The organism is Actinopolymorpha pittospori (assembly GCF_014873875.1).
GTDB lineage: Bacteria > Actinomycetota > Actinomycetes > Propionibacteriales > Actinopolymorphaceae > Actinopolymorpha > Actinopolymorpha pittospori.
The window spans coordinates 7,751,303-7,777,825 of sequence record NZ_JADBEM010000001.1 but is presented as its reverse complement, the minus strand read 5'-3'; the positions used below and the strand labels follow the sequence as shown (position 1 = coordinate 7,777,825).

The 26,523-nt window shown below is 70.1% G+C and carries 29 protein-coding genes; 14 read left to right on the top strand and 15 right to left on the bottom strand.

The window, feature by feature from the left end:
• Position 1: 1 nt before the first annotated feature.
• On the bottom strand, positions 2 to 805 hold the full coding sequence (locus tag HEB94_RS36240) for an ABC transporter permease (RefSeq protein ID WP_337918155.1): 804 nt from the start codon (positions 803 to 805) through the stop codon (positions 2 to 4).
• On the bottom strand, positions 798 to 1,598 hold the full coding sequence (locus tag HEB94_RS36235; RefSeq protein WP_192754015.1) for an ABC transporter permease: 801 nt from the start codon (positions 1,596 to 1,598) through the stop codon (positions 798 to 800). Before HEB94_RS36235 ends, HEB94_RS36240 begins: the two co-directional genes overlap by 8 nt.
• Positions 1,599 to 2,085: 487 nt before the next feature.
• Here HEB94_RS36235 and HEB94_RS36230 point away from each other — a divergent pair, with 487 nt between their 5' ends.
• From HEB94_RS36230 to HEB94_RS36215, 4 genes are all read left to right on the top strand, one after another.
• Positions 2,086 to 2,427 carry a DUF3817 domain-containing protein gene (locus HEB94_RS36230; protein ID WP_192754014.1) on the top strand — a complete coding sequence of 114 codons (342 nt, stop codon included), beginning with the start codon at positions 2,086 to 2,088 and terminating at the stop codon, positions 2,425 to 2,427.
• The gene (locus HEB94_RS36225; protein WP_192754013.1) at positions 2,420 to 3,268 is read left to right on the top strand and encodes a nucleotidyltransferase domain-containing protein; all 849 of its coding nucleotides are present in this window, start codon (positions 2,420 to 2,422) and stop codon (positions 3,266 to 3,268) included. Before HEB94_RS36230 ends, HEB94_RS36225 begins: the two co-directional genes overlap by 8 nt.
• A 146-nt stretch (positions 3,269 to 3,414) precedes the next feature.
• Positions 3,415 to 4,839, top strand: a complete 1,425-nt coding sequence (locus HEB94_RS36220) for a hypothetical protein (protein ID WP_192754012.1) — start codon at positions 3,415 to 3,417, stop codon at positions 4,837 to 4,839.
• 33 nt (positions 4,840 to 4,872) lie between these two features.
• Positions 4,873 to 5,688, top strand: a complete 816-nt coding sequence (locus HEB94_RS36215) for a hypothetical protein (protein ID WP_192754011.1) — start codon at positions 4,873 to 4,875, stop codon at positions 5,686 to 5,688.
• Positions 5,689 to 5,734: 46 nt separating this feature from the next.
• Here HEB94_RS36215 and manD read toward each other — a convergent pair whose 3' ends face one another.
• Together manD and HEB94_RS36205 are read right to left on the bottom strand one after the other, a co-directional pair.
• Entirely contained in the window at positions 5,735 to 6,940 is a 1,206-nt protein-coding gene (gene manD, locus HEB94_RS36210) for a D-mannonate dehydratase ManD (protein WP_192754010.1), read from the bottom strand.
• Positions 6,941 to 7,060: 120 nt separating this feature from the next.
• On the bottom strand, positions 7,061 to 7,891 hold the full coding sequence (locus tag HEB94_RS36205; RefSeq protein ID WP_192754009.1) for a phytanoyl-CoA dioxygenase family protein: 831 nt from the start codon (positions 7,889 to 7,891) through the stop codon (positions 7,061 to 7,063).
• Between the two features lie 128 nt (positions 7,892 to 8,019).
• On the opposite strand from HEB94_RS36205, the gene HEB94_RS36200 reads away from it, so the two are divergent.
• A complete protein-coding gene (locus HEB94_RS36200) occupies positions 8,020 to 8,514 on the top strand; it encodes a M48 family metalloprotease (protein ID WP_192754008.1) in 495 nt (164 codons plus the stop codon).
• On the opposite strand, the gene lysS is transcribed toward HEB94_RS36200, so the two are convergent.
• Both lysS and HEB94_RS36190 read right to left on the bottom strand, forming a co-directional pair.
• Complete coding sequence (gene lysS / locus HEB94_RS36195; RefSeq protein WP_192754007.1) at positions 8,409 to 10,085, bottom strand: lysine--tRNA ligase; 1,677 nt, start codon at positions 10,083 to 10,085, stop codon at positions 8,409 to 8,411. The genes HEB94_RS36200 and lysS overlap by 106 nt on opposite strands.
• Complete coding sequence (locus HEB94_RS36190; RefSeq protein ID WP_192754006.1) at positions 10,082 to 10,705, bottom strand: DEAD/DEAH box helicase family protein; 624 nt, start codon at positions 10,703 to 10,705, stop codon at positions 10,082 to 10,084. The genes lysS and HEB94_RS36190 overlap by 4 nt, the downstream gene beginning before the upstream one ends.
• A 158-nt stretch (positions 10,706 to 10,863) precedes the next feature.
• On the opposite strand from HEB94_RS36190, the gene HEB94_RS36185 reads away from it, so the two are divergent.
• From HEB94_RS36185 to HEB94_RS51560, 3 genes are read left to right on the top strand one after another with little or no spacing between them, the layout of a single operon-like run.
• Positions 10,864 to 11,430, top strand: coding sequence for a GNAT family N-acetyltransferase (locus tag HEB94_RS36185; RefSeq protein ID WP_337918153.1), 567 nt, complete (start codon positions 10,864 to 10,866; stop codon positions 11,428 to 11,430).
• A 41-nt stretch (positions 11,431 to 11,471) separates the two neighbouring features.
• Positions 11,472 to 11,912, top strand: coding sequence for an epoxide hydrolase N-terminal domain-containing protein (locus HEB94_RS51565; RefSeq protein ID WP_337918152.1), 441 nt, complete (start codon positions 11,472 to 11,474; stop codon positions 11,910 to 11,912).
• A gap of 19 nt (positions 11,913 to 11,931) precedes the next feature.
• Positions 11,932 to 12,753: an alpha/beta hydrolase family protein gene (locus tag HEB94_RS51560; protein ID WP_337918151.1), complete on the top strand. Its 822-nt coding sequence runs from the start codon at positions 11,932 to 11,934 to the stop codon at positions 12,751 to 12,753.
• Positions 12,754 to 12,816: 63 nt separating this feature from the next.
• Here the strand turns inward: HEB94_RS51560 and HEB94_RS36175 are convergent, their stop codons facing one another.
• From HEB94_RS36175 to HEB94_RS36150, 6 genes are all read right to left on the bottom strand, one after another.
• Positions 12,817 to 13,536 (bottom strand): HAD-IA family hydrolase, encoded by a 720-nt coding sequence (locus HEB94_RS36175; RefSeq protein ID WP_337918149.1) that lies wholly within the window; start codon positions 13,534 to 13,536, stop codon positions 12,817 to 12,819.
• 49 nt (positions 13,537 to 13,585) lie between these two features.
• The gene (gene murD, locus HEB94_RS36170; RefSeq protein ID WP_192754004.1) at positions 13,586 to 14,944 is read right to left on the bottom strand and encodes a UDP-N-acetylmuramoyl-L-alanine--D-glutamate ligase; all 1,359 of its coding nucleotides are present in this window, start codon (positions 14,942 to 14,944) and stop codon (positions 13,586 to 13,588) included.
• Between the two features lie 8 nt (positions 14,945 to 14,952).
• A complete protein-coding gene (locus HEB94_RS52930) occupies positions 14,953 to 15,906 on the bottom strand; it encodes an HNH endonuclease signature motif containing protein (protein WP_273377069.1) in 954 nt (317 codons plus the stop codon).
• Positions 15,872 to 16,393: a DUF222 domain-containing protein gene (locus HEB94_RS51550; protein ID WP_273377068.1), complete on the bottom strand. Its 522-nt coding sequence runs from the start codon at positions 16,391 to 16,393 to the stop codon at positions 15,872 to 15,874. Before HEB94_RS51550 ends, HEB94_RS52930 begins: the two co-directional genes overlap by 35 nt.
• Positions 16,394 to 16,652: 259 nt before the next feature.
• Entirely contained in the window at positions 16,653 to 17,012 is a 360-nt protein-coding gene (locus tag HEB94_RS36155; protein WP_192754003.1) for a MerR family transcriptional regulator, read from the bottom strand.
• Between the two features lie 115 nt (positions 17,013 to 17,127).
• Positions 17,128 to 17,685 (bottom strand): rhodanese-like domain-containing protein, encoded by a 558-nt coding sequence (locus HEB94_RS36150; RefSeq protein WP_192754002.1) that lies wholly within the window; start codon positions 17,683 to 17,685, stop codon positions 17,128 to 17,130.
• A gap of 70 nt (positions 17,686 to 17,755) precedes the next feature.
• Between HEB94_RS36150 and ftrA the strand changes: the two genes are divergently transcribed.
• The 3 genes from ftrA (at position 17,756) to cpt (ending at position 19,958) form a co-directional block, all read left to right on the top strand.
• On the top strand, positions 17,756 to 18,832 hold the full coding sequence (gene ftrA, locus HEB94_RS36145; RefSeq protein ID WP_192754001.1) for a transcriptional regulator FtrA: 1,077 nt from the start codon (positions 17,756 to 17,758) through the stop codon (positions 18,830 to 18,832).
• Between the two features lie 61 nt (positions 18,833 to 18,893).
• Positions 18,894 to 19,370 (top strand): nitroreductase family deazaflavin-dependent oxidoreductase, encoded by a 477-nt coding sequence (locus HEB94_RS36140; RefSeq protein ID WP_192754000.1) that lies wholly within the window; start codon positions 18,894 to 18,896, stop codon positions 19,368 to 19,370.
• 54 nt (positions 19,371 to 19,424) lie between these two features.
• Positions 19,425 to 19,958 (top strand): chloramphenicol phosphotransferase CPT, encoded by a 534-nt coding sequence (gene cpt / locus HEB94_RS36135; protein WP_192753999.1) that lies wholly within the window; start codon positions 19,425 to 19,427, stop codon positions 19,956 to 19,958.
• Positions 19,959 to 20,034: 76 nt separating this feature from the next.
• On the opposite strand, the gene HEB94_RS36130 is transcribed toward cpt, so the two are convergent.
• Complete coding sequence (locus HEB94_RS36130; protein WP_238362906.1) at positions 20,035 to 20,715, bottom strand: DNA methyltransferase; 681 nt, start codon at positions 20,713 to 20,715, stop codon at positions 20,035 to 20,037.
• A 90-nt stretch (positions 20,716 to 20,805) separates the two neighbouring features.
• Entirely contained in the window at positions 20,806 to 22,296 is a 1,491-nt protein-coding gene (locus HEB94_RS36125) for a methyltransferase (RefSeq protein WP_192753997.1), read from the bottom strand.
• Between the two features lie 64 nt (positions 22,297 to 22,360).
• Here HEB94_RS36125 and HEB94_RS36120 point away from each other — a divergent pair, with 64 nt between their 5' ends.
• Positions 22,361 to 23,176: a TrmH family RNA methyltransferase gene (locus HEB94_RS36120; protein WP_337918147.1), complete on the top strand. Its 816-nt coding sequence runs from the start codon at positions 22,361 to 22,363 to the stop codon at positions 23,174 to 23,176.
• A gap of 32 nt (positions 23,177 to 23,208) precedes the next feature.
• Here HEB94_RS36120 and HEB94_RS36115 read toward each other — a convergent pair whose 3' ends face one another.
• A complete protein-coding gene (locus tag HEB94_RS36115; protein ID WP_192753996.1) occupies positions 23,209 to 24,030 on the bottom strand; it encodes an MBL fold metallo-hydrolase in 822 nt (273 codons plus the stop codon).
• Between the two features lie 413 nt (positions 24,031 to 24,443).
• On the opposite strand from HEB94_RS36115, the gene HEB94_RS36110 reads away from it, so the two are divergent.
• Positions 24,444 to 25,220, top strand: coding sequence for an MBL fold metallo-hydrolase (locus HEB94_RS36110; RefSeq protein WP_192753995.1), 777 nt, complete (start codon positions 24,444 to 24,446; stop codon positions 25,218 to 25,220).
• On the top strand, positions 25,217 to 26,512 hold the full coding sequence (locus tag HEB94_RS36105; protein WP_192753994.1) for an MFS transporter: 1,296 nt from the start codon (positions 25,217 to 25,219) through the stop codon (positions 26,510 to 26,512). Before HEB94_RS36110 ends, HEB94_RS36105 begins: the two co-directional genes overlap by 4 nt.
• Positions 26,513 to 26,523 lie beyond the last annotated feature (11 nt).

Genomic DNA, 26,523 nt, shown 5'->3' with positions numbered 1-26,523 from the left:
GTCAGCTCCCTGTGCTGCGGTAACTGCGGAGTCCGAGCCGCCAGGCGAGACCGGCGGCGAGAGCGATGAGGAGAGCCGCGACCGGCGAGGCGAACTGGAACGCCTTCGGCAGGCCGAGCGGGTCGGCGTGGTCGAGGATGTGCAGGGCCGGCAGCCAGTTGACGAACGCGAGCGGCACGACGAACGTGGCCGCCCGCACCAGGTCCTTCGCGAAGATGGTCGGCGGAAACTGCGTGAGGAAGTTGCCGCCGTAGGTGAAGGCGTTCGTGACCTCGGCCGCGTCGGAGGCGACGAACTGGAACGCCGCGCCGAGCACGAAGATGGCGCAGAAGATGACGGTGCCGCACGCGAGCATGACCGGGACGAGGAGCACCCGGTCCCACGTCCAGTGCAGGTCGAGCGCGGCGATCGCCCAGCCGAAGACCAGGACGCTCTGGGTGATCCGCCCGAGCCGGCGGAGCGCGAAGTCGTCCGCGGCCGCCTGGACGAACGCGGGTACGGGGCGGATCAGCATCACGTCGAGGGAGCCGTCCCGGATCCGGCGGCCCAGGCGCTCGGTGGTCCCGACCAGGAGGTCGGCGAGCCCCATGGAGATGCCGGACGTGGCGTAGAGGAACGCGACCTCCGGGAGGCTGAACCCGCCGAGTTCGCTGGTGTGGGCGAACATGATGAAGATGGCCACGAAGTCCAGCCCGGTGACGACGAACTGGCCGGCCGTCAGCATGAGGAACGACGCGCGGTAGACCATCGTGGAGCGGATCCACATCGCGGCGATGAGGAGATACGCGCGCAGGCCGTCAGCCACCCTGGACCACCACCTGACGGGTCGCGAGCCTGGTGAGCAGCCGTCCGGCGAGCCACAGCACCAGGGCCCACGTCGCCTGGAACGCGAACGCCTGGAGGAGGTCCAGCCCGCGGTGCTTGCCGAGGAAGATGTCGGCGGGGATCTGCAGCGCGGACGACCAGGGGAGCACCCTCGCGATGTCGCCGAGCCAGCCGGGAAAGATGTTGAGCGGGAGCAGCATGCCGGACATGAACATGGCCAGCACCCCGGCCAGTTGGTGCACTCCGCGGGTGTCCATCAGCCAGAAGCCGCAGAGCGTGAAGAGGTAGTTGATCGAGAAGCAGACGACCGCGCCGAGCAGGACGGAGAGCAGGAACGCCGCCCAGGTCAGCGGATCCGCGGGCAGGTGCAGCGAGAAGGCGAACGCGCCGATCAGGGTGGGCGGGATGCCCCGACCGAGCAGGTGGAACGCCGCGCGGCCGAGATCGCTCGCCAGCCACCACGCCTGCAGGTCGACCGGCCGGTACAGGTCGACGGCGATGTCGCCGCTGCGGATGCGTTCGGCGAGTTCCTCCTTGAACCCGCCGCCCCAGAGCGCGCCGATCATCCCGAGCGACTGGCCGAGGAAGACGTAGGTGACGGCGTCCTGGACGTCGTAGCCACCGAGGTTCGGTCTGGCCTTCCACAAGGCGATGTAGGTGAACGCCATGATGAAGCCGAAGACCGTGTTGGTGAAGACTCCCGCGACGGTGGCGGCACGGTAGGTCGAGAAGCGTCGGAAGGTACGCCACGCGATCGCGGCATAGACCCTCATGTGGAGTCGGCTCCTTTCGTGCGGGCGTGCCGGACAGGGCCCAGGGCGAAGACAGGGCCAAGGGCTGGGACCGAGCCAGGGACCGAGCCAGGGACTGAGGCAGGAACTGAGGCAGGAACTGAGGGAGGAACTGAGGGAGGGCAGAGGCGCGGGGGTGCGCGTCTTGGGCACGAGTGAGCAGCGAAGGCATCGAAGGCCCTCGCTTGGTGCGGGCACGCGAAGATCCCCCGAAGTCAGTGATGACCGGGGGTAGGCGGCGTCGATGTCACGGATATGACCCCGGCGGGTGCGGATCCGGGGGGTTTTGTCAGCCCGCCATCGTAACCGCGGCCGCCGCACCGGGGAAAGGGATTTTCCGCGCCACCCGCAGGCCGACACGGTCGGCGGACACGGCCCGCCACGGGAGGCCGGGGACGGGTTGCCCGTGACAGTCGTGATATGCAGGCGGGGTCCCCTGACGGTCGCGCCAGATCACGAGGTTCGTCCCATGCCGTTGCTGAAGGCCTACCGGGTCATGTCGTACGTCACCGGTGTCGTCCTCCTCACGCTCGTGCTCATCGCGATGCCGCTGAAGTACTTCGGTGACACACCGGGGCCGACCATGATCGTCGGGCAGCTGCACGGCTACCTCTACATGGCATACGTCGTGATTGTCCTGCTTCTCGGCTTCTCCCTGCGGTGGCGGCCGGTGCGGATCGTCCTGGTGATGCTGGCCGGCACGGTCCCCTTCGCGGCGTTCTTCGCCGAGCGCCGGATCATCGCCAACGTGCGCGAGGAGCAGGGCGGCGGCCGACAGGGCAGGGACGAGAAGGTCCCCGCGGGTGAGTGAACGTCTGGACCTGCTGGCCGTAGCCCGGGTCCACGCGCGCGAACTCTCCACCGTCGAGGGTGTGGTCGGCGTCGTCCTGGGCGGGAGCCATGCCCGCGGTACGGCCGACGCGCTCTCCGACCTCGACCTCGGCGTCTACTACCGCGGGCCGCTCGACGTCGAGGCACTCCGAACCCTGGCCACCCGGATGACCGGTCGGCCCACCGAGGTCGCCGAACCAGGTGGGTGGGGCCCGTGGGTCAACGGTGGCGCGTGGCTCGACACCGAGGTCGGTCCCGTCGACTGGATCCTGCGCGACCTCACGCGGGTGGAGCACGAGTGGGACCGGGCGCGCCGCGGCGAGTTCTCCCTGCACCACCAGGCCGGCCATCCGTTCGGCTTCCTCACTACGGCCTACGTCGGTGAGGTCGCGATGGGGACGATCCTCGCCGACCCGCGCGGGGAGATCGGCCGGCTCAAGGACGCGGCCGCGAGCTATCCCGAACCCCTGCGCGAGGCCTTCCTTCGCTGGCTGTGGGAGGCGGGCTTCAGCCTCGCCGTCGGTCGTAAGGCCGCGGCACGAGGCGACGCGGCGTACATCGCGATGTGCGTCGTCCACGCCGTCGGAATCATGGCCCACGCCCTGCACGCCCGGGCCGGCCGCTGGGTGACCAACGAGAAGGGGCTCGTCGCGAGCGCCGCCCGGCTGTCCGGTGCTCCGCCGGACTTCGCCGTGCGGGCGGGGGCACTGTGTGCCGGTCAGGCCGCGAGCCTGGGGTTGTCCGAATGGTTGGCGGAGGCCGAGGCCCTGCTCGCCGACGTACGGACCACCGAAGAGCGGCGCGTGCTGTCGACCGAGTGAGTGGTGCGGTCGCCGGGCCCTCCGCTGCCGGCCCGGATCGGGCCGGTGTAGGTCACATCCGGGAACGGGTAGGGACGGGGTACTAGTTTTCAAGGCGGCACGGACGCCGAGCGGTTTGGAAACTTCCCTGCTGCCAGGAGGTCGTCATGGAACCTCGTCCACCCGGTGTGCCCACCCACGACGTCGGCGAGTCACTCGGCCACTCCAGCCTGACCCGGCGCGGCCTGATGACCCTGGCCGGCGCTGGCATGGCCCTCGGCGCCCTCGGCGAGAGCACCGCACAGGCCGCCACCCAGCCGAGGTCCGAGGGGGGCGCGGCGATGCCGCGGACGTCTGGAGGCGCGAGCGGTGCCGACCGGGCGTCGACGGTGACGCCACGGATCCTGTCCGGGGACCGCTACCCGATCGGCATGTGGTGGCCGCCGCATCCCTTCGCCACCAACGACGCCCGCTACCGCGAGATCGCCGAGGCCGGCTTCACCTTCGTGCTCGGCGGCAACTACCTGAACGACGTCCCCATCAGCCAGTGGGCGCTGGCGGCGGCGGAGCGGGCCGGGCTCGACTTCATCCCGGTGGACTCCGAACTCAGCGTCCTCACCCACACCTTCGACGCGGGCGGCGCACCCGACGCGCCGTTCATGCTGAGCGACGCCGAAGCGCGCGAGGGGGTACGCCGGGCACTGCCGCGCTACCCGGGCCCCGCCTTCGCCGGGATCAACCTGTTCGACGAGCCGAGCAGCCCGAAGTTCGCGACGCTCGCGAAGTACGTCGCGGCGATGCGGGAGCTTGCCCCGGAGGCACTGCCCTACGTCAACCTGTTGCCGTCCAACGACATCACCTACGCACGGGAGTTCGTCCGCGTCGTCGCGCCGTCCATGGTGTCCTTCGACCGCTACCCCCTGCTGCTGGGCGGCGACGACCCGAACTGGTTCGACAACCTCCAGGACGTCCGCACGGTAGGACTGGAGGCCGGCATTCCGTACTGGGTCTTCATCCAGAGCATCAAGTACGCCGGCCACCGGATGCCGACGGCGGCGGAGTTGCGCTGGCAGGTCGGGATCTGTCTCGCCTACGGCTACAAGGGAATCCAGTACTTCACCTACTGGACGCCCGACCCGGCCCGAGGCGAGGCGTTCGAGCCGGCGCTCGTCACGGTCGAGGGCGAGCGGACGTCGCTGTGGTACGCCGCGAAGGACGTCAACCGCGCCCTGCAGGCGGCGGGCACCCAGATCCTGCCCCTGACCAGCCAGTCCGTCGGCGTCACCGCGGTGCCGAGCCCACCGGCCGGCCTGCCGGCGTTCGTGCCGGACACCTGGGTCCAGGCGGCGACCGGAGCGCCGGTGGTGATCGGCCAGTTCGCGGCGGAGCCCGACGCCGCGACCCGCACGCTGATCGTCACCAACTACAGCCACGACGCCCCCGCCCACGCCACCCTGACGTTCGGCGCCGACGTGACCCGGATCGAGCTGACGGAACTGCCCGGGAGGCGTCCGCCCCGCACCGTCTCCAACCCCAGCCGGATCCGGCTGGCGGCCGGCGGTTTCGTCGTGGTGAGGCTGACCCGGGGCTGAGGTCGCGTCGTGCCGAGGGCCGACACTTGGTCCATGAGCTCACCCCAGGACCCGGCCGACGGCTACCTCGTCCAGGACCGGTTGGACCGTGCGTTCCGTTCGGCGTTCGACGCCGATCCGAGGATCCGGGCGGCGCTGACGTACGGATCGCGGCCCGCGGGGGCGGGGGATGCCTGGTCCGACGTGGAGTACTGGGCGTTCGTCGACGACGCCACGCTACCGGGACTGGACCCGCGCGCCTGGATCGCGGCGGTGGCGGAGCCGGACCTTCTGGTCCACAACGAGTTCGGCGCCTGGGTCGCGGTGTATGACGACCTGGTGCGTCTCGAACTGCACTTCTGGCCCGCCTCCGACGTCGACGTCGTACGCGGGTGGCCGAGCCGAGGCGCCCCGCTCGAGCGGATGGTGCTGCTCGACCACGACGGAACGCTCGTCCCGGCGCTCGCGGCGCTGCCAGAACGCGCTCCGGTGCCGACCTCGGCCGCCGAGGTGGCGGAGGTCTGCGGTCGGTTCGCGAACTGGTGGGTGCTCGGGCACAACGTGCTCCGCCGCGGTGAGTACGAACGCGCGCAGGACGCGTTGTCGCACGTACGCCGGTACCTGTTGTGGATGGCCCGGCTGCGGGAGGGGGCGACGGAACGCTGGCTCACGCCGTCCCGGTGCGCGGAGGCGGACCTGTCCGCTGAGCTGGTCGCCGCGATCGGTGCGCTCGGCGTGCCGTCCGAGCCGACCGCGCTGACGGCCGCCTACCGGGCGGCGTGGGACCTGGGCGGACAGCTGTGGCGAGAGCTCGCCGCGGCCTGGGGTTTCGACGTACCGACCCGCCTGCTCGCGAGGGCCGTGTCGTGATCGCGGTCACGGTCACGACACGGCCACCGTCATGCGCGCGAGCGGCTCACCAGCTGCCGACCGTGCCGTCCACCTTGCGGCTGACCGGCAGGTAGCTGCGGCTGTACTCGTAGCGGCTCGCGAGCTCCTCGTCGATGTCGACCCCGAGCCCCGGCGCCTCACCGGGGTGCAGGTAGCCGTCGGAGAAGGACCAGGCGTGTGGGAAGACCGCGTGGGTCTCCTCGCTGTGGTGTCCGTACTCCTGGATCGCCGCGTTGTGGGTCGAGATGCCGAAGTGCAGCGCCGCCGCCATCGACACCGGGGACAGGTCGCCCGCGCCGTGGCAGCCGGTGCGCACGTGGTAGGGCTCGGCGAAGTTGGCGAGCTTGCGCAGGTGCGTGATGCCACCGGCGTGGACGACGGTCGCCCGGACGTAGTCGATGAGCTGCTCGCGGATCAGCTGGTGGCAGTCCATGAGGGAGTTGAAGACCTCACCCACGGCGAGCGGTGTCGTGGTGTGCTGGCGGATCAGCCGGAAGCTCTCCTGGAGTTCGGCGGGTACGGCGTCCTCCAGCCAGAACAGCTGGAAGTCCTCGAGACGCTTGCCGAGCCAGCCGGCCTCGATCGGGGTCAGCCGGTGGTGCGCGTCGTGCAGCAGGTGGACGTCGTAGCCGATGGCGTCGCGGACCTCGGCGAACAGCTGGGGAGCGAAGCGGAGGTACTTCTCGGTGGCCCAGCCGTCCTCCACGAAGGGCAGGTCGGGCCGCTGGCCGGCCGTCTCACCGCGCGGGGTGCCATACATGTTGTCGATGCCGGGGACGACACACTGGACCCGGATCGCGCGGTACCCCTTCTCCTGCAGGCTCTGCACCTTCTCGATGGCATCCGGGATGGTGCGCCCGGAGGCGTGGCCGTAGCAGAGCACTCCTGTGCGGGACCGTCCGCCGAGCAGGTTGTAGACGGGGGTGTCCAGCGCCTTGCCCTTGATGTCCCACAGGGCCATGTCCACGGCCGCGATGGCCGCCATCGTCACCGGACCGCGCCGCCAGTAGGCACCCTTGTAGAGCAGCTGCCAGGTGTCCTCGATGTCGGCCGGGTCGCGCCCCTCGAGCATCGGGACGACGTGCTCGGCGAGGTAGGCGGCGACGGCGAGTTCACGGCCGTTGAGGGTGGCGTCGCCGATGCCGTGGATGCCCTCGTCGGTCTCGATCTTGAGGGTGACGAAGTTGCGGCCGGGGGAGGTCACGATCACGGAGGCACGGGAGATCTTCACGTACACGAACCCTTCTCACGCGGGTGCGAGGGACGGCGATGTGGTGAACGGGCACAAGGGCCTGGTGCCGGCAGGAGCCGGCACCAGGCCCGTCGTGGTGTCGCGCGGCGCGAAGTCGACCTACCAGGGGTCGACGCCGAGCAGCTTGCGGCCGAGCGGACCGGCCGCGTCGAGCTGGCGCTTGCCGTAACGCCCGGGCGCCGGCGCCTTGCCCGCACCGTGCGACTGGTCCTCGCGGACCCAGCGCAGGAACTGCGCCACCCGCGGGATCGGCCGCCGGTTGTGGGACGCCCCGTGCGGCATCAGGTGGTGCAGCAGCGCGAAGTCGCCGGCCTCACCGGTGACCTCGACGCTCTCCAGGTGGGTGATGCGCTTCCAGTCCTGGTGCAGGTGCCGGCCCTGTGGGTGGGCGCGGGACTCCTCCTCGACGATCTTGTGCCCGCCGGGGACCACGTGGATGCCGCCACCGTCGGGTAGAACGTCGGTGAAGTAGTAGCAGCCGCCGACCTGCAGCTCCTCCGGCGTGAAGAGGAAGTTGTCGACGTCCCTCGGCACCGACGCGTCGATGTGCAGCGTCTGGCTGAGCGCGCGGTCTCGGTCGCTGTCGTTGCGCAGGGTGATCCCGAGCGAGCCGTCCATGGCGCGCAACCGGGTGGACTGCAGCAGTTGGGCAGCGACGTGGTAAAGCTTCTCGTTCGCCCACAGCGGCAGCAGCTCGGGCGTGTCGAACGTGTGGTCGCCCTCGGGCCGCATCGGCTTGATCCGCCCGGAGGAGGCGTGCCAGTGCTCAGGAATCTCGAGGCTGCGCGGGATGAGATCGAGAATGTGGTCCCGGTAGTAGGCGGCCTCCTCCTTGGAGATCGCCCCCTTCACCAGGACATAGCCCTGCTCCCAGAACTGCGTGATCTCTGCGTCACTCAGAACCTGGGGTACGTCTACAACGGTGGTCACGGTGCCTCCCTGGCAGCGTTCGATAACCCGCCAGTCCACGGTACGAACCCTGCCCGTCAAGGCCCAGCGACTTGCCAGGATTGGTCAGATGACGCGCGCGTGAAGGAAGCGGAAAGCGTTCCCGACCGGTGACGGTCGAGCTGCGCGGCCCGCGGCTGGACCGGATCGTCCTGGACGGTGCGTTCAACGCGAGCGCGCGACGCGTCGGTCTGCGCCGGCGCCCGGTCCTCACCCTCGGTGTGCCGTTGTGGAACATCCTCGACCCGCAGGAGCGGGTCGACCTCCGGCGGGCCGAAGACCGCCAGCTGCGGATCGACGAGACGCACCCGCCGACGCATCTGCGGTGGAAGCTGGTCGCGGAGCGCCCACGGCACGTGAGCGCCCGGGTGGTGCTCGGCGCCGCGGAGTCGCGGGCCATCGACGCCGAACTCGCCCCTGGCTACGCCGAGATCGCCCAGCAGGTCAGGGCGCAGGTGTTGGACCGTCTCGGCCGAGCCTCGTCGGTCGATGGGGCCGGTCAGGGCCGCGGATCGCCGAGCAGGTGCCGAACACGGTCCGGGCCGAGCGCCAGCACCAGGGTCGGCAGTCTCGGTCCGCGTTCGGCGCCGACCAGCAGGCGGTAGAGCAGCCGGAAGAACTCCCGCTGCGCCCGCTTCAGCTCCGGTGTCGGCGGCGCGTCGTCGGCCAGGCCGAGTATCTGCTTGGGAACGCCGTAGAGGAGGTGGGTCAGGCCCTCCATCGTCCAGTCGGCGTCCAGCCGGTCCGCCAGCATCCGCAGGGACGCGCGTTCGAGGTCGGACAGACCGGCGATCAGCTCGACGTCGGGCTCCACCCGTACCTGGGTCCGCTCCTGAGCCGGCAGCTGCTCCTCGACCCAGGTACGCGCGAGGGACAGGCGCGGCTCGACGTCCTCGACGGTCACGCCCTCACTGGCGGAGTCGAGGGTGCCGAGAATCCGCCGCACCTGACCGACGTCCCCGGCGGTCACGTCGAGGAGCGACGCGAGCACCCGGAACGAGACCCGCCGCCGCGGCTCGGGCAGCTTGCCGCGCCTCGTCGTCGTGGAGCGTTCGAGCACCATCTGCTCCCACGGCTCGGCCTCGCCTTCGAGTACCCGCGTGTGCAGGCGGTCCCACTCGTCGTAGAGCCGGCCCACCTCGGCGCCGAAGTCGATGGTGAACGCCTGGCTGGGCAGCCGGCGGGTGTAGAGCCAGCGGAGTACGGCGGGTTCGAGGATGCGCAGGCCGTCGCCCGGGGTCGGCACGCCTCCCGCGGAGCTGGACATCTTGGCCATGCCGCGGATCCCGACGAAGGAGTACGCGAGGTAGACCGGAGGCTGCGCGTGGAAGACGTCCCGCACGACCTCCGAGCCGACGGTGAACGACGAGCCGGGGGAGGAGTGGTCGGCCCCGGCCGGCTCGAACGTCACGCCCTCGTAGGCCCACCGCATCGGCCAGTCGACCTTCCAGACCAGCTTGCCGCTGTTGCTCTCCCGCAGGTGGACGCGGCCGCGGTGGTCGCAGGCGGCGCACGCGTAGTCGACCTCGGCCGCCGGTCCGTCGTACGACGTGACCTGGGTGGTGTCGCGGCCGCAACGCTCGCAGTAGGGCTTGTAGGGGTAGTAGAGGCGTCCGGCCGGATCGGCGATCGGGTCGGTCGTGAGCGGCGCGTCCGGGTCGGGTGCCTGCTCACGGGTGCGGTAGCGGGCGAGGATGGCGTCGATGCGGGCCCGGGCGTCCAGGGCCGCGAGGATCCGGTCGGCGTACGCGCCGGAGGTGTACATCTGGGTCTGGCTGACCTCGCGTACGTCCACACCGAGCGCGTCGAGGGCGGCCCGTAGCGGTGCCTTGAACCGCTCGGCCCAACTCGGGTACGCACCGGACGGGTCGGGTACGGCGGACAGCGGGCGGCCGACGTGCTCGGCGAAGGCCGTCGGAAGGCCGGCCGGCACCCGGCGCAGCCGGTCGTAGTCGTCGAAGGACAGCAGGTGGACGCACTCCCGGCCGCGCCGCCGGATCTCGTCGGCGACCAGGTGCGGCACCATGATCTCGCGCAGGTTGCCGAGGTGGACCGGTCCGGAAGGACTGATCCCGGACGCGCAGACGATCGGCCGGCCCGGCGCGCGCCGGTCGGCCTCGACGATCACCTCGTCGGCGGTGCGGCCCACCCAGTCGACGGTCTCGGGACTGGTCATGCGGCCGCCTCCGTGGCGAGTTCGCTGTTCACCCAGGCGGCGACGCCGGCGGCCACGGCATCCGGTCCCATTCCGTGGGTGTCGAACCCGTGCGCCGCCTCGGCGCGGAGCACGGCGGCCCAGCGCACCTGCTCGGCGATCCACTCCGTCGTGGAGCCGCGCCACGTCGGCCGCGCGGACAGCCGCCGGACGAGTTCGTGGTCGGGACAGTCGAGGACGGCCTCGTGGACCGGGCCCACCAGCATCCGAGCGGGCAGCCCGGCCAACTGTGCCGCGGTCACCGATCCGCACAACAACGTCGCCTGACCGTTCATGCCGACGGCGTGCGCGAGCTGCAACCAGGTGTTGCGCCACACGTCCCAGCCCAGCGCGGCCACGTGCAGGGTGAGGTCGACGTCGAACACCGCACAGCCCTCGAGGCGCCCCGCGAGCGACTCGGCGATCGTGGTCTTGCCCGCCCCGCTCGCGCCGGTGAGGACGAAGACGGGACGGCGGGCGAGAGGACGTTCCCAGCCACACCGCGGACAGCACGCGACCCGGTCGTTCGTTCCGCTGTGGAGGCCGGTGTCGGGACCGCACTCCATGCAGAACTCCTCGCCGGGCCGGCCCACAGGGTTCATAGCTCCGGGACGCTATCGACGGCGCCCCGGGGGTGTCACCAGGTTTTGTCCGGGCGACCGGGCGAACCGGGCGACCGGGTGGCCGGGTGGCCGGGTGGCCGGGTGGCCGGGTGTGCTGGTGTCCAGGGATGTCGGGAGGGTTGGCATACGATCCTGACGTGCGCCCCGACTATCCGCTGGAGACCGCCCGGCTGTCCCTGCGGCCCTACCGTCTCGACGACCTCGACGCCCTGCACGCGCTCCAGTCCCAGCCGGAGGTGACTCGCTACCTGCTGTGGGACGTCCGCGACCGCGACGGGGCACGTAGGTCGCTGGAGCGGAAGATGGACGAGACAGCCCTGACCAAGGACGGGCATGCCATCGTGTGCGCTGTCGAGTGCCGGGAGACCGGCCTCGTGGTCGGCGAGGTCAACCTCATCCTGGTCAGCCGCGAGCACCGGACCGGGGAGATCGGCTACGTCTTCAACCCGAAGTGGGGCGGCCGCGGTTACGCGACCGAGGCGGCGGAAAGGATGCTGCGGCTCGGTTTCGAGACGTTCGGCCTACGCCGGATGATCGGTCGACTGGACGGCCGCAACGCCGCCTCGGCCCGGTTGCTCGAGCGCCTCGGCATGCGCCGCGAGGCACACTTCGTCGAGAACGAGCGCGTCAAGGGCGTCTGGACGGACGAGGTCGTCTACGCGATGCTCGCGCGCGAATGGAAGGAGCGGGCCGCCTCGACGTAGGCCGCTCGCCGATGACACACGGTGATGCAGGAGACACGAGTGTGACCGAGACACCAGGAAGCAAGCCCCAAGCTGGGCTCCCGTCACGGGGCGGTGCATCCGCTCGGCCGTTCCCGCTGGAACCGACGCCGATCCACGTCGCCGACGACGTCCTCACCGACCTGCGGCGACGCCTGGAGCTGACCCGCTTCCCGGTCGACGCGGGCAACGAGGACTGGCACTACGGCGTCAACCGCGACTACCTGGCCGAGCTCGTCGACTACTGGCGTACCGACTACGACTGGCGCGCGGCAGAGGCGGCGATCAACGCCTATGAGCACTACCGCGTCGAGGTCGACGGCGTGCCCGTGCACTTCATGCGCAGGGCCGGAGTCGGCCCGAACCCGACGCCGTTGATCCTCACCCACGGGTGGCCGTGGACGTTCTGGCACTGGGCCAAGGTGGTCGACCCCCTCCGCCGACCCGGGCGCCTACGGCGCTGATCCCGAGGAAGCCTTCGACGTGATCGTCCCGTCGTTCCCGGGGTTCGGTTTCTCCACCCCGTTGCCGAACAACCCGGACATGAACTTCTGGAAGGTCGCCGACCTCTGGCACGCCCTGATGACGCGGACGCTCGGACACGCGAAGTACGCCGCCGCCGGCTGCGACGTCGGCGCGCTGGTCACCGGCCAACTGGGTCACAAGTACGCCGACGAACTGTATGCCATCCACATCGGCTCCGGCCTGAAACTCTCCTTGTTCAACGGCGACCGCGGCTGGGACTTCAGTGGCGGCCGTCCGATCCCCGAGGGCCTCCCCGCCGACGTCCACGCCCAGGTCGTAGCCCTGGACAGGAAGTTCGCCGTCCACCTCGCAGCACACGTGCTGGACTCGAGCACCCTCGCCTACGGACTGTCCGACTCACCCGCCGGGATGCTCGCCTGGATCCTCCAACGCTGGGTGAGCTGGAGCGACAACGGTGGGGACATCGAGCGCGTGTTCAGCAGGGACGACCTGCTCACCCACGCCATGATCTTCTGGGTGAACAACGCGATCGGCACCTCGATCCGCACCTACGCCAACAACAACCGCTACCCGTGGACGCCGTCCCACGACCGACAGCCGGTCGTCGAGGCGCCGACCGGAATCACCTTCGTCGGTTACGAGAACCCACCCGGCGTGACCACCGACCAGCGCGTCCAGAGCTTCCTCGACGGCGACCGCGCCGGCTGGTACAACCACGTCAACCTCACCGTGCACGACCGGGGCGGTCACTTCATCCCCTGGGAGATTCCCGACCAGTGGGTCGAGGACCTGCGTCGCACCTTCCGCGGCCGCCGCTAGGCGGGAGCTTGGCGTCAAGGACCCTCGGGGCTCAGGGGAGCTTGGCTTGAACGGAGCACGGGTTCAGGAGGCTTCAGTAGAGCCGACCCGACCGAGCCGGTCGCCGGCGAGCGCCAGCAACTTCTGCAGGGGCATCGCGTCGATGGACGGCAACACGACGTCCGCATCGTCAAGGTTGAGTTGACGAGTCATCGGATTCGGTACGGCGACGCGGAACAGACCGGCAGCCTTCGCCGCGGCCAGACCGTTCGGCGAGTCCTCGAACGCGATCGCCTCGTCCGGCCGTACGCCGAGCGCCTCCACGGCCAGTCGGTACAGGGCCGGATCGGGCTTGGTGCGTGCGACGTCGTCGGAGGTGCGCAGGACGTCGAAGTGCTGCAGCAACCCGTAGTCGCGCAGGTGTCCACTCACCCACTCCAGGTTGGAGCTCGACGCGAGCCCGATCCGTAGGCCGAGTTGCTGGGCCTGACGCAGGACGTTCTCGACACCGGGCCGGACCGGCTGCTCCCGCATGAGCGTCTGAATGCGCGCTCGGCGTTCGGCTCGCACCGCCGCGCGATCGACCTGGTGGCCGGAGCCGGCCTCCAGTGCGGCGTACGGATCCCAGCCGTGGTCCGCCGTTCCGATGCAGCGGACCCAGGTCTGCAGGGGCAACGTCGTTCCGTGCGCGGTGAAGATCTCCTGCCAGGCTTGGTACTCCGGTGTCTCGGTGTCGATGATGAGGCCGTCGAAGTCGAAGACGAGGGCACGGATGCGTGGGGCTGGTGCGGTAGTGGCAGACACCGGGCACACGGTAATGCCGGCGTGCTGGAGTCGCGGCAGCGGGAGTCGTTCAGGCCGCGCGCACGAGTTCTTTGAACCGTCGACCACGCTCGGTGAAGTTCCGGAACATCCCGTAGCTCGCGCAGGCGGGGGAGAGCAGCACGTTGTCGCCCGGACGGGCCGCCGTACGGGCCATCGCGACGGCCTCCTCGAAGGACGTCGCCCGGCGTACGCTCGCGTCAGCCCCTCCCGCACCACCGGGACGGATCGCCTCCTCCAGGGCGTCTGCCGTCTGTCCGAACAGCACGACCTCCCGGCACCGCTCCCGCACCTTCGCGCCAAGCTCGGCGAACGACAGTCCCTTGTCGTAACCTCCGAGCAGCAGCACGATCGGGCCACTCAACGTGTCGAGGGCCGCGAGCGTGCGTTCGGGCGTTGTCGCGATCGAGTCGTCGTAGTACGCCACACCCCCTGACTCGGCGACCAACTCCAGTCGGTGCTCGACGCCGGCGAAGGAGACGAGGACGTCCTCGGCCGCCTTCGTCCAGCCGGGAAACGCCTCCGCGACGGCCGCAGTGGCCGCGGCCATGTTGTGCAGGTTGAACACTCCGGGCAGGCGTCGTCCACGTACGTCCAGGACCCGTCCGCCGTGCTCGAGCCGCTCCGGAAGAACCCTCGTACCCTCCCGTAGTGCGTCGTGGCCGAACCACCGCGTCCGGGCGCCGGCGAACGTGCGGACGGTCGGGTCGTCGGCGTTCAGGATCCGCAGGTCGTGCTCGCCCTGGTGACGCACGATGGCCCGCTTCGCCTCGACGTAGCGTTCGGCCGAACCATGGCGGTCGAGGTGGTTCGGGGTGATGTTCAGCACGACCGACACCTGAGGGCTCCACCCGATGGAGTCCAGGTGTTGCAGTTGGAAGCTCGAGAGTTCGAGAACGACGATGTCGTCGGGGCTGATCTCGTCGATCACCTCCAGCAGAGATACGCCGAGGTTGCCACCGACCCACACCCGCCGAGGTCCTCGCCGCAGAATCTCCCCGACGAGCGTGGTCGTGGTGGTCTTGCCGTTGGAGCCGGTGATGCCGTAGACAGTCCGAGCTGGACAGAGCTTGGCGAAGAGGTTCATCTCCGTGTCGAGTTCGCGAGCGAAGTCAAGCCACGGGGAGTCCTCGGGCACCGCCGGGCTCACCACCACGAGGTCGGCGGACTGGAAGTCCTCCTCACGATGCTGACCGAGCTGAAACTCCACCGGCCAGCCGGAAAGCTCCGACACGGACTCCCGAAGCCGCTCGGCGTCGTTCAGGTCGGTGACCGTGACGTGCGCACCCGCCCGGCAGAGGAACTTCGTGACCCCGACACCCGCTCCGAAGAGCCCGAGGCCCATGACCGTGACCCGGGCACCGTGAAGGTCCGGAACGTCGGTACGCATACCCACCATCATGCCGTGCGTGCGCGCGGCGGCAGGGCTCGGTCGGCCGCTGTGCGTGGCAGGGCAGGGCAGGTGGTTGCGCGCCCGCGCTCACCACGGCAGCAGGGCGGCCCTCCGGGACTGTGCGGTCTAGCGGCGGAGGGGGTGTTGTGTGGGGTCGGTCCATGGGGGTGGGATGTATTCGGGTGGCCGTGGGTGCTCATCCTGACCTGCCAGTTGTCGTGGTGGATCATTTCGTGGTGGGTGGGGCAGAGAAGTACCCCGTTTCTCACATCGGTGGGCCCTCCGTCTGCCCAGTGAACGATGTGATGGGCGGGGAGGATCTCGGCGTCGCAGGCCAGCATGCGCAGCCACCGCGCGGAGACCGCGATCCCGCCCGGGACCTTCCCGAACGTCCCGACCTTCGGACCGTCACCGTCTTCTGCGTCCCCGCACCCGGTGACGCAGCCCTCGCAGCCGACCGCGTGCTCTCCGCACCCGGAGTCGTGCTCGCCGCAGCCGCCCGCGCTGTCCCCACATCTGGTCTCGGGGCTGGTGGGGTTGAGGGTTGCGGTGGCTTGGAGGGTGGTGTGGATGACGCCGTGCCCGTGCAGGTCACGCAGGTATTGGAAGGGGATCGTCGCGGTGAGGCGCGGCCTCGTCCCACCCCGGGTGGGTGCGTTGCCGGCGGCTTGGGCGAGCCCGATCCATTCGATGGCGGCGTCGGCCAGGCGCCGGTCGTAGGGGCGGGTGTCCCTGCCGTGGGGTCCGGGGCGGGGTTTGGCGAGGGCGTCGAGCATGCCGTGGAGTTGGGTCATGTACGCGCGTTCGAACCGCATGGTGACGGTGCCGATGCCCGGCGCTGCGGTGCCGAAGTAGACGGTCCTGCTCGCCGCGGCCTTCTTTTCTTCCCGTGCGAGTTGTTCACCGATCCGCCGGTCGGCGTCGTCAGGGGCCACCACCTGGTACAACCGTTCCCCCAACGCTCGCAGCTCTTGGGGGTCGAAGGTCTGTGCCTGGTCGACGAGGGCGGCCTCGCCCTGGGCCTTGATCTCGGTCGATGTCGGCGGGGAGTTTCCCCATGGCGAGGTGGATCTCCTGCGCGTGCCGTAGCGAGACTCTTCCCTCAGCCAGTGCCTTCTTCGTGGTGTGCAGGGTGGTGTCGAGGGCTTTGGCCAGCTTCACCGCGCCACCGGCTTCGGACCGGCTCATCCGGGTCTGCTGCCGGACCCACACCGCCGAGCTCGCCGCACCCGTGCCGGTGTGGACCGCGTTCACATCGGCCTGTCGCACGAGATCCAGGATCAGGGCGTCCAGACGCGCCCGCTCCTTTGTGAGCGCGGCGAGTATCGGGCCCAACTCGGCATCCGGGAGCGACCACACGGGACACGACGCCACCTCGTCGAGACAGTCGCGGACACCATCGACCACCGCACGAAGCGGATGGGTGGAGGTGGTGTCGGTGTCCATGACCAAACCCTAGACCCGACCACCGACAACAACCTTGTAAACAAGGCGATCCGAGCCACCCAGCCAAGAATATTCAGAACAGTTCCTGGTCAGGAACGAGACCCCACTCGGCAGTGACGAGGCGCGGAACACCAGAACCAACAACGGAAGGCGCCATCAGGCTGGCAGCTGTCAACCTGTCCTTGCCGGTCAGACGATCGACTCCCGGTCGGCCGTGTGGCATGCGTGCCGACGAGAGAGCCGCTGAGAAGGGCCCACCTTACAGCCGGGACCGGTAGGAACCTATCTCCTGCTGGATTTCCGACCACCGCTCCCGCAGCCGTTCGATCTGCCGCCCGACCCGTTCGTGGTGTACTTCCAGCAAGGAGATCCGATCGGGAATGCTCTCCTCGCCGCGCCGACACAGTTCGGCGAACCTCAGCATGTCCGTGAGCGGCATCTCCGTGTCACGCAGGCAGCGCAGGAGGTGGAGCCAGTTGAGGTCGTCGTCGTTGAAACGGCGCTGACCAGACGCGCTGCGGCCAACTGGATCGAGCAGCCCGATCCGCTCGTAGTAGCGGAGGGTGTCGATGCTGAAGCCGGTCTTGTCCGCGGCCTGGCCAGAGGAGTACGAGTTCACGGATCCGAGGATGGCACCGCCAGGGTGGTCATGGTCAAGGACTTTCGTCCTGAGCGTCCCATTTTCCGCCGATTCGTACGATCTCTGGATCTTGGTTGGGGGCTCGTCGCGGGCCTCAGCAGCCGCACGCGACAGCGCCGACGGGTGCGGTGAGTGGATCGGCCGGCCTCGCCGAGCGTCCGGTCGCCGTCTCGACGCCGAACCCTTCGCGGACCCAGTACTCGTACCCGCCGATCATCTCCTTGACCTGGTACCCGAGCCGAGCGAAGGCGAGCGCGGCCCGGGTGGCGCCGTTGCAGCCGGGGCCCCAGCAGTACGTCACCACGACGCGGCCCCGCGGAACCAGCGCGGCGGCCTCGGCCTCGATCCTGGACGTCGGCAGGTGGAGCGCGTGGGGGATGTGGCCCTGCTCCCATGACTCCGTCGAGCGGGAGTCGACGAGGACGAAGCCCCCGAGACCGGCCTCGAGGTCGGCGTGCACGTCGCTCACGTCGGCTTCGAACGCGAGTCTGCCCGCGAAGTGGGTGAGCGCGGCGCTGGGCGGTGCGGGTGGCGTGGACAGGACGGCGCTCGCGAGCGGGGCGTGCACAGCAGCCGTGGGCGGAGCGCTGGCTGTGGGGGAGGTTTCGGATCCGGCCGTGACGAGTCCGGCCGGTGTCGAAGATGCGGTCATGGGTCGATCCTGCGCCGGGGTGGCCGTCCGGGACAGTGGCGCTAATGCCGCGCTCCGCTAACATCACGCCATGCCGCACCCCACAGCGCCGATCGCCGTGGCCTCACCGTCCGTGCCGGGAACCGCCGGGATCACGTCGGAGGGCCGGATCACGTCGGAGGGCCGAGTCACGACGGGTGGACACCGCGTCGCGGTGGTCGCCTACGACGGCATGTCCGCGTTCGAGACGGGGATCGTCACCGAGGTCTTCGGATTGCCGCGGCCGGAGTTCGACGTGGAGTGGTACGACCTGCGCGTCTGCGTGGAGGGTGGCGGCCCGATTCGGCTCGTCGGCGGGGCGTCGATGACGACTCCGTTCGGCCTGGAGGCGCTGGCCGACGCCGAGACGGTGATCGTTCCGGGAGTCAGCGACGTCCACGCCGACTGTTCCGCCGAACTCGTCGCGGCCTTGCGCGCCGCCCACAGCCGCGGCGCCCGGGTGGTGTCCATCTGCTCCGGTGCCTTCGCCCTTGCCGCCGCGGGCCTGCTCGACGACCAGCGGGCGACCACGCACTGGCGGTACGCGTCGCTGTTGCGCCAACGATTCCCCGCGGTCCGTGTGGACGCCGACGTGCTGTACGTCGACAACGGCGACGTCCTCACGAGTGCGGGCAGCGCCGCCGGGCTGGACCTGTGCCTGCACCTGGTTCGGCAGGACTTCGGAGCGAGCATCGCCAACGCGGTCGCGAGGCGGCTGGTCGTGCCACCTCACCGAGACGGCGGTCAGGCGCAGTACATCGAGACTCCGGTACCCGCCGACCTGGACGACGACCGGATCGTGGCGAGCATGACCTGGGCGATGGCCCACCTCGACGAGGAGATCACGGTAGGATCCCTCGCCACGCAGGCCCACATGTCACGGCGCAGCTACCTCCGGCACTTCGCGCGCTCCAGCGGTACCAGCCCGATCCGCTGGCTGATCTCGCAACGGATACAGGCGAGCCTGCCGCTGCTGGAGAACGGCAACGCGTCGGTGGAGGAGATCGCGGCGAAGGTCGGCTTCGCCAGCACGGTCACCTACCGCCACCATTTCGCCAAGGAGATGCGGACGTCCCCGTCGGCATACCGGCGGGCCTTCCGTGCCGCGACCGGCGACGCACGCCGGTGAGCCTTCTGTCGTTGTACGGTGCCGTTCATACGGGTGGAACGCGGACGGGTGGTGGTGGCCGATGACAGCCGAGCAGCCGAAGATCGTTTTGCCGCGCTGGCTGAAACCCATGAACAAGGTGATCGTGGCGTTGCAGCGGCTCGGCCTCTCCCTCGGTGCGATGCACACCTTGACCGTGACGGGCCGGCGAAGCGGCCGATCTCGCACCACGCCCGTCACCCCGTTCACCTTCGAGGGAGCCCGCTACGTCGTCGGTGGCTATCCGGGTGCGGACTGGGTGGCGAACGTACGGGCCGCTGGTCACGGCACGCTCGCGACCGGTCGGAGGCGGGAGCGGGTGGCGTTCGTGGAACTGCCGGTCGAGGAAGCCGGGAAGGTGCTCGCGGCCTTTCCGGTGGAGGTTCCGACCGGTGTGCCGATGATGGCGCGCGCCGGTGTGGTGAAGGACGGCACGCCGGAGGAGTTCGCGACACTGGCGGGTCGCTGCGCGGTGTTCCGCATCGACCGCCTGGACGGCGACGCGGCCCCGACGCGCTGAGCCGAAGGCCCCTGCGGAGACGTCCGGATCGCCCGTATGCCTACGATGCCGGGCATGGCTGTCGAGGTGATCGTGTTGAACGGCGGATCCAGCGCGGGGAAGTCCTCGATCGCGCGCTGCCTGCAGGAGGTGCTGCCGGGCGCCTGGCTGACGTTCGGAGTCGACACGCTCGTCGAGGCGATGCCGCTGTCGTTGCAGAACTCCGCCGACGGGATCGAGTTCGGCCCGAACGGCGAGGTCAGCGCCGGACCGGAGTTCAGTCTGCTGGACGCCGCCTGGAGCGCCGGCATCGCGGCCATGGTGCGGGCCGGGGCCCGGGTGGTCATCGACGAGGTGTTCCTGGGTGGCCCGGCCTCCCAGGAACGCTGGTACAAGGTGCTGCGTGGTCTCCCGGTGCTGTGGGTGGGCGTGCGGTGTGATCCGGCCGTCGCCGCCGCACGCGAGGCCGCGCGCCGTGACCGGGTGGTCGGCATGGCGGAGTCGCAGGCGCGGATCGTGCACGAGGGTGTGACGTACGACCTCGAGGTCGACACCACCTCCTCCACACCGGCCGACTGCGCGCGACTCATCGCCGCGCGGGCCCACTGATCCAGCGGCCGGGCCCGCGTCAACCACGCCTTGCGTACGCGGAACGACCGGCGTCGACCGGCGCGCCCCGTGCGCGTCAGGCCCGGCCCGCGGCCCCCGTCGACTCGTCGTCGAAGGAGCTGAAGACCAGGCAGTAGTCGTTGGTGTACCAGTCCTCCGGGTCGTCCCAGTCGAGGATGATCTCCTGCTCGAAGCGGAGCACCCGGGAGACCGCCGCGCCGACGTCCCACGCGAGCGGCGAGACGGTCCCGCCGGTTCGCAGGTTCGACACGTTGATGACGGCCTTCGCCCCGGGCGTGAGCAGTTGGCCGATGGCGCCGTAGACCACGGTGAGCTCGTCGAGGTAGCGGCCGTAGTCGCCGTCGAGGGTCTGGTATCCGGTGAGGGGATTCTCCGGGTGGTCGGTCCTCGTCATGTACGGCGGCGAGGTCAGGGTGAAGTCGATCGGCGGAAGGTCGAGGGTGGCCAGCCGGCGGGCGTCGGCCTCGATCACCGTCGACGGGTCGGAGACCCGAGCCCGGATGTGCTCGACCCGCTCGGGGAGGATCTCCAGGCCGAGCGTTCGGCGTCCCATCCGTTCGGCCACGACGAGGGTCGTCCCGAATCCGGCGAACGGGTCCAGGACCAGGTCGCCGGGGCGGGTGTAGGCCTCGAGGAACGCCTCGACGAGCTGGTCGGAGAAACGGTCGTCGTCATCACCGTCCTCCGGGCTGTCCGTCCGTGGCACCCGTGCGGGCAGTGACAACACCGGCTTCATGCCTCTCACACTCTCATCGTGCTCGCCGGCTGGGGCGGACGGGCCCGGCAGTCGGGGCCCGGCAGTCGGGGCCCGGCAGTCGGGGCCCGGTCAGTCGGCCAGCGCGAGGAGGCGCTCGGCGCGCTCACCCGCACCGGGCAGCAGCCCCGGGTGTTCGCTCGCCCAGGCGAGCCCGGCGAGCACCCGGTGCGCGAGGCAGGCCGCGACGACGTCGGGGCCGCTGAGCTCGACCGCCCGGTCGAGTACCACCCGCTGGTCGGCCGGGTCGGTGAGCCCCGACAGCAGCGAGACCAGATCGATGGCGACCGTCCCGGCGCCGAAGCCTTCGAGGTCGATGACGGCGCGCAGGTCGGAGCCGTCGAACAGGGTGTTACGGAAGGTGAGGTCCCCGTGCACCAGGTCGCCGGTCGGCAGGCTGGGTACCGGCTTCGGCACCAGCGCGAGAGCACGCCTCGTGTACGCCGCGAGCGACGGATGGAACTCGTGCTCACTGATCCCACCGTTGAGGAACTGCGTCACCATCGCCGACCAGTCCCGCTCCGGCGGCGGATGCACCTCCCGGTGCAGCTCGGCCGCGGCGAGCAGTGCGTCCAGTTGGGCACGGTTCGCGGGATCGGGGGAGGCGCCGGAGGACCACGCGGTCATCAGGAAGGAACGCTCAGCCGTGAGCGGTCCCGCGCCCAGCACCTCCGGCGTGGGGTAGCCGAGCGCGCGGAGTTTCGTGACGACCGGCAGCAGGCGGTCGAGCTGGTCGGGCCAGCCCTCGCCGGTCTTGATCTTGAGGACGGCCCGAACGGCCCCCCGGCCCAGCAGGAACGTGTCGTCGGAGAACCCGCCGGCGAGCCGGCCGAGGACGGTCCAGCTGACGCCGGTTCGCGCGGTGACCGCGGCCAGGTCCTCCTCGGCGAGTGGGGCGGGTGGCGTACCCGGCGTGGTGACCCGCAGCAGGCGGTAGCCCTGCTTGGACGCCACGCGCCTGGTCGGGAAGCTGTGGGAGTCGAGCCAGGTCTGCAGGGAGTCGGCGCCCATCGCCTGCTTGACCACCAACCACGCGGGCGAGCCGGGCAGCAACCGCGCGAGCCAACTCACCAGCAGGTCGTGCAGGGCCTGCTTGCCGATCTTGATGGGCGGATTGCTGTACAGCCCGTCGAACCTGACCGCCGGCGGCACCTCGGCGGGTTCGGCGACCAGCAGGTTGTCCAGACCGGCGGGGTGGACGGAACCGGGGTGGACGGAACCGGGGTGGAGCGGACCCGCGGACTGCCCGAGGTGCGCGGCGTTGGCCAGGGTGAGGGCGAGCGCCCGGCGGTTGACGTCGACCGCCCACACGCCGGCATGAGGTTGCCGGAGCGCGGTCGCGAGTGCGATCGGGCCGTAACCGGTACCGAGATCGAGGACGCTGGTCCGGGGTGCCGGGACGGGAGCCCGCCGCAGCAGGAGGTGGGTGCCGCGATCGACACCGGAACGCGCGAAGACACCGTGATCGGTGGCGAGGTCGAGGTCGAGATCGGGCAGGGTGAGGCGCACGGTGCCGGGCCTGGACGGCCCGGACGGCTCGGTCTCCCAGTAGCTCCCACCCATCGAGTCCATGATGCGCGCCGGACCCGCTGACAGGGAAGTCGTTTTCGAGGGGCAGACTGAAGGCGTGTCGTCGTTCGTGCGCGTGGAAACACCAGCGGATCCACGGCTGCGCGACTACGCCGATCTCAAGGACGTGACCCTGCGCAGGAGCCTGGAGGCCGCGGAGGGCCTCTTCCTCGCCGAGGGGGAGAAGGTGATCCGGCGGGCCGTCGAGGCGGGCTACCCGGTCCGGTCCTTCCTGATGAGCGAACGCTGGCTGGAGGGGCTGCGCGACGTCGTGGCCGCGAGCGGGGCGCCGTGCTATGTGATGGCGCCCGAGCGGCTGGAGGAGGTCACCGGCTTCGCCGTCCACCGGGGTGCGCTCGCCTCGATGCTCCGGTTGCCGTTGCCGCCGGTGGAGAAGGTGGTCGCCGGCGCCCGGCGCGTCGTCGTCCTCGAGGACATCGTCGACCACACGAACGTCGGGGCGATCTTTCGCAGTGCGGCCGCCTTCGCGGTGGACGCGGTGGTCCTCGCGCCCCGGTGCGCGGACCCGCTGTACCGCCGCGCCGTGAAGGTGTCGATGGGCACGGTGTTCGCGGTGCCGTACGCCCGGATGGACAACTGGTACGACGGGCTCGCCGGACTCCGGGCGGCCGGCTTCCGGCTGCTCGCCCTGACCCCGGCGGCGGACGCGGTCGACCTGGACGCCTGCGCGGGTGGACCGGACCGGCTCGCCCTCCTGCTCGGCACCGAGGGTGACGGGTTGTCCGCCCGCTGGCAGGACCAGGCCGACCTGCGCGCCCGGATCCCGATCAGCCCGGCCGTCGACTCGCTGAACGTCGCGGCCGCGGCAGCGGTCGCCTGCTACGTCCTCACGCGGGACCAGTCGCCGGCCTAGCGTCCGTCCGGTCGTCGCCGAGACGCGACGACTCAGGTGTCGGCGTCGAAGTCCCCGCGGATCCAGCCGATGTAGCGGTCGGCGGAGCGGCGTACGGCGGCCTTCGCGTCCGCGCTCACGACGCGTCCGAAGTTTCCGTAGAGCCGGTCGTAGGCGTAGGGCTCGAGCCGGCCGACGACCTGCTCGACAGCCGCCGGGGAGAGTGGAATGGAGTTCGGGTAGCTCCGCATGAACGTCACCCAGCCCTGGTCGGCCACCGGCGCGATCGTGTCGCCGGCGAGGATGACTCCGCGGTCGTCCGCGCCCGTCCAGTGCGCGACGGCGCTGCCGCGGAAGTGCCCGCCCGCCTGGACGAACGTCAGGCCCGGAAGGGGTTCGAACGTGCCGGACCAGAAGCGCACCACCTCGTCGGTGCGGCCGATCCAGTCCTTGTCCGCCTCGTTGACGTAGACGGGGACGCCACCGAACGCGCGGCTCCACTCGACCTGGACTCCGAACATGTGCGGGTGGCTCGCGGCGATCGCGGCGAGGCCACCGAGTTCGCGGATCTGGTCGACAGCGGCCTGGTCGAGGAATCCGGTCGGGTCCCAGAGCAGGTTGCCGGCCGGGGTCTGGGCGAGGAGCGCACGCTGGCCGATGCCCACCTCCGGTTCGACGGTCACGCCGTACAGGCCCGCTTCGACCTCGGCCACGTGCGTGCGGTGTCCGGCCGCGGCGAGGTCTCGCACGGTCGTCCACCGCTGCCCGGTCGCGGGCACGTACTGCCGCTCGTCGGCGCAGATGTGGCAGACATCGGGCGGCTGCGGTGTGTCGGGGTACTCGACCGCGCAGGTGCTGCAGATCCAGAGCGTCATGGCGTCCTTCCGGTGAGGTCTCGGCCCAACCCTTCGGCACTCCGAACTCTAGGAGCAGTCGGTGGGGCTGGGATCGGACCAGCCGACGACCTCCGCTCCGTCCATGGTCCTACGCCTGGGGCGTTGGGCTGGCCGGCAGGCGCGTGGACGGCCGGTGGTCCGCCGCCGACCCGATGATTCCACTCTTTCCTTTGTTTCCGGCAAAGCCGACAAAGCGTTCTTCTTCGGCAATGGCAGGTCGAGGCAAAGGAGAAAGCTGACGTGTCGGCGCATTTCGCGGGCCCACCGCAACTGCGTGTTCCGCGCAATAATTGAACGAGGGATTGCGTGAAACACGCTGGAACGGTTGTCCCGCCTGGTCTTTCGGGCACGATCCGGCGCTTCGGCATGAAGGAGCACAAAGGAGAGTGCCAATGACCGGCAGCAGTGGCGGGTACGAGTTCAGCATTCTGATCCAGGGATTTCCGGGCCGGAGCACCCATCACGGCGGCCTCGGCTGGAGTACCGTCCCGCTGCTGCGTGGGCACGGCGAGACGATGCTCGTCGACACCGGGGGATACGGCTACCGCATCCCGCTGCTCGAGGCCTTCGAGGCCTACGGCGTCGCCCCCGAAGACGTCACGACCGTCCTCCTCACCCACTGCCACTGGGACCACGCCGCCAACTTCCCCCTGTTCCCCAACGCACGGGTGGTCGTGCCACGACCGGAGCTGGAGTGGGCGGCCGCGCAACCGGTCGGCACCTGGGAGCTTCCCGAGTTCCACGTCGCCGAACTCGCCAGGGCCGCGAACGTCACCAGGATCGAGGACGGTGACGAGCCCCTTCCGCGGGTACGGGCGATCGCGACGCCCGGGCACACGCCCGGGCACTTCTCCTACCAGGTCGCCGGGACCGAGGGTCCGCTCGTCTTCGGTGGGGACGCCGTGAAGAACGAGGTCGAACTCCTGACCGCTCAGGCCGACATGACGCTCGACCCGGCACAGAGCAGCCTGAGCATCAAGAAGATCCGGGACCTGCTGGCGAGTGACCCGTCCACGATCCTGGTCTGCGGCCACGACCGGTTGCTCAGTCTGCGCGACGACAAGGTGATCGCCCGATCCGAACTCCACGCCGGCATCAAGGTCTGGCGAGCGACGAGCGCCGGGCCGACGATCGTCGACCTGTCGGGCGCGGGGACGCTCACCTCATGAGGGCGCCGCGACGTCGGTGGTGGGTCTACGCACTGCTCTTCCTGCTCGTCACGATCAACTACATGGACCGGTCGGCGCTGTCGGTCGCGGCCAACCCGATCGCGCACGAGTTCGGGCTCTCGCCCGGCGAAGTGGGCCTGCTGCTGTCGGTCTTCCTCTGGTCCTACATCGTCTGTCTGATCCCCAGCGGGATCATGGCCGACCGGCTGGGTTCCAGACGTACCAACGCCATCAGCATCGTGGTGTGGTCGGCGGCTCTCATGCTCGTCGGTGTCCTGCGCGGGTTCGGGGGACTGCTGGCGGCGCGGTTGTTGATGGGTGCCGGTGAGTCCCCGTCGTACCCCGCCTCCGGGAAGGTCCTGCAGGAGTGGGCACCGGCCGGCGAACGCGGCCGCGTCACAGCGACCTACAACTCCGGTGCGTACGCCGGACCCGCGATCGGGGCGGTCGCCGCGGCGGCACTGGTCACGAGCTTCAGCTGGCGCACGATGTTCGTCGTCCTCGGCGCCGTCGGGTTCGTCTGGCTCGTGGCGTGGCTGATCTGGTTCCGCGATCCCACTCAGGCGAGATGGCTGAGTGAGGAGGAGCGGGCGAAGATCCTGCGCGAACGCGGGCTCGCCCAGGAACGCCCCGCTCCGGTCGGGGAGCCCGGGGTGGGTGTCCTGTCCCTGCTGCGGTACCGGAGCATGTGGGGCGTGGCGCTGGTGCAGTCGGCCGCGGTCTACACGCAGTACCTCTTCCTCACCTGGCTGCCCGGCTATCTCGAGCAGGCGCACGGCCTGTCCATCCTGCGGTCGGGAACGTTCACCGCGATTCCCTACGTCGTCGCGACGGTTCTCGGGATCGTCCTGGGCGTGGTGTTCGACCGCACCCTCGACGCCGACGCGCGTGCCTCCGGTCGCCGGCGCGTCACGGTGGCCGGGTGTCTGCTGGTGTCCTCGGTGGTCCTGCTCACGCCCTTCGTCGGCTCGGTCGCGTTGATCCTCGTGCTCGTGAGCGTCTCACTCACGTGCGTGTCCACGGCCGTGTCGATGAACCTCGCGTTGCTGGGCGACCTGTTGCGCTCGCCGCGGTTGGCGGGCCGCGCGAACAGCATCGCGATGATGGGCGGCAACCTGTTCGGGTTGGCCGCTCCGATCGTGACCGGGTTCGTCGTCCAGTTGACCCACAGCTACACGACCGCCTTCGTCGTGGCCGGCGCCTTCCTGCTGGCCGGCACGAGCGTCGCCCTGACGCTCACCCGCAAGCCCATCGGAACCTCCACGAACACCCGCGAGCTCGCGGCCGCCTAGCGCACCCGTGG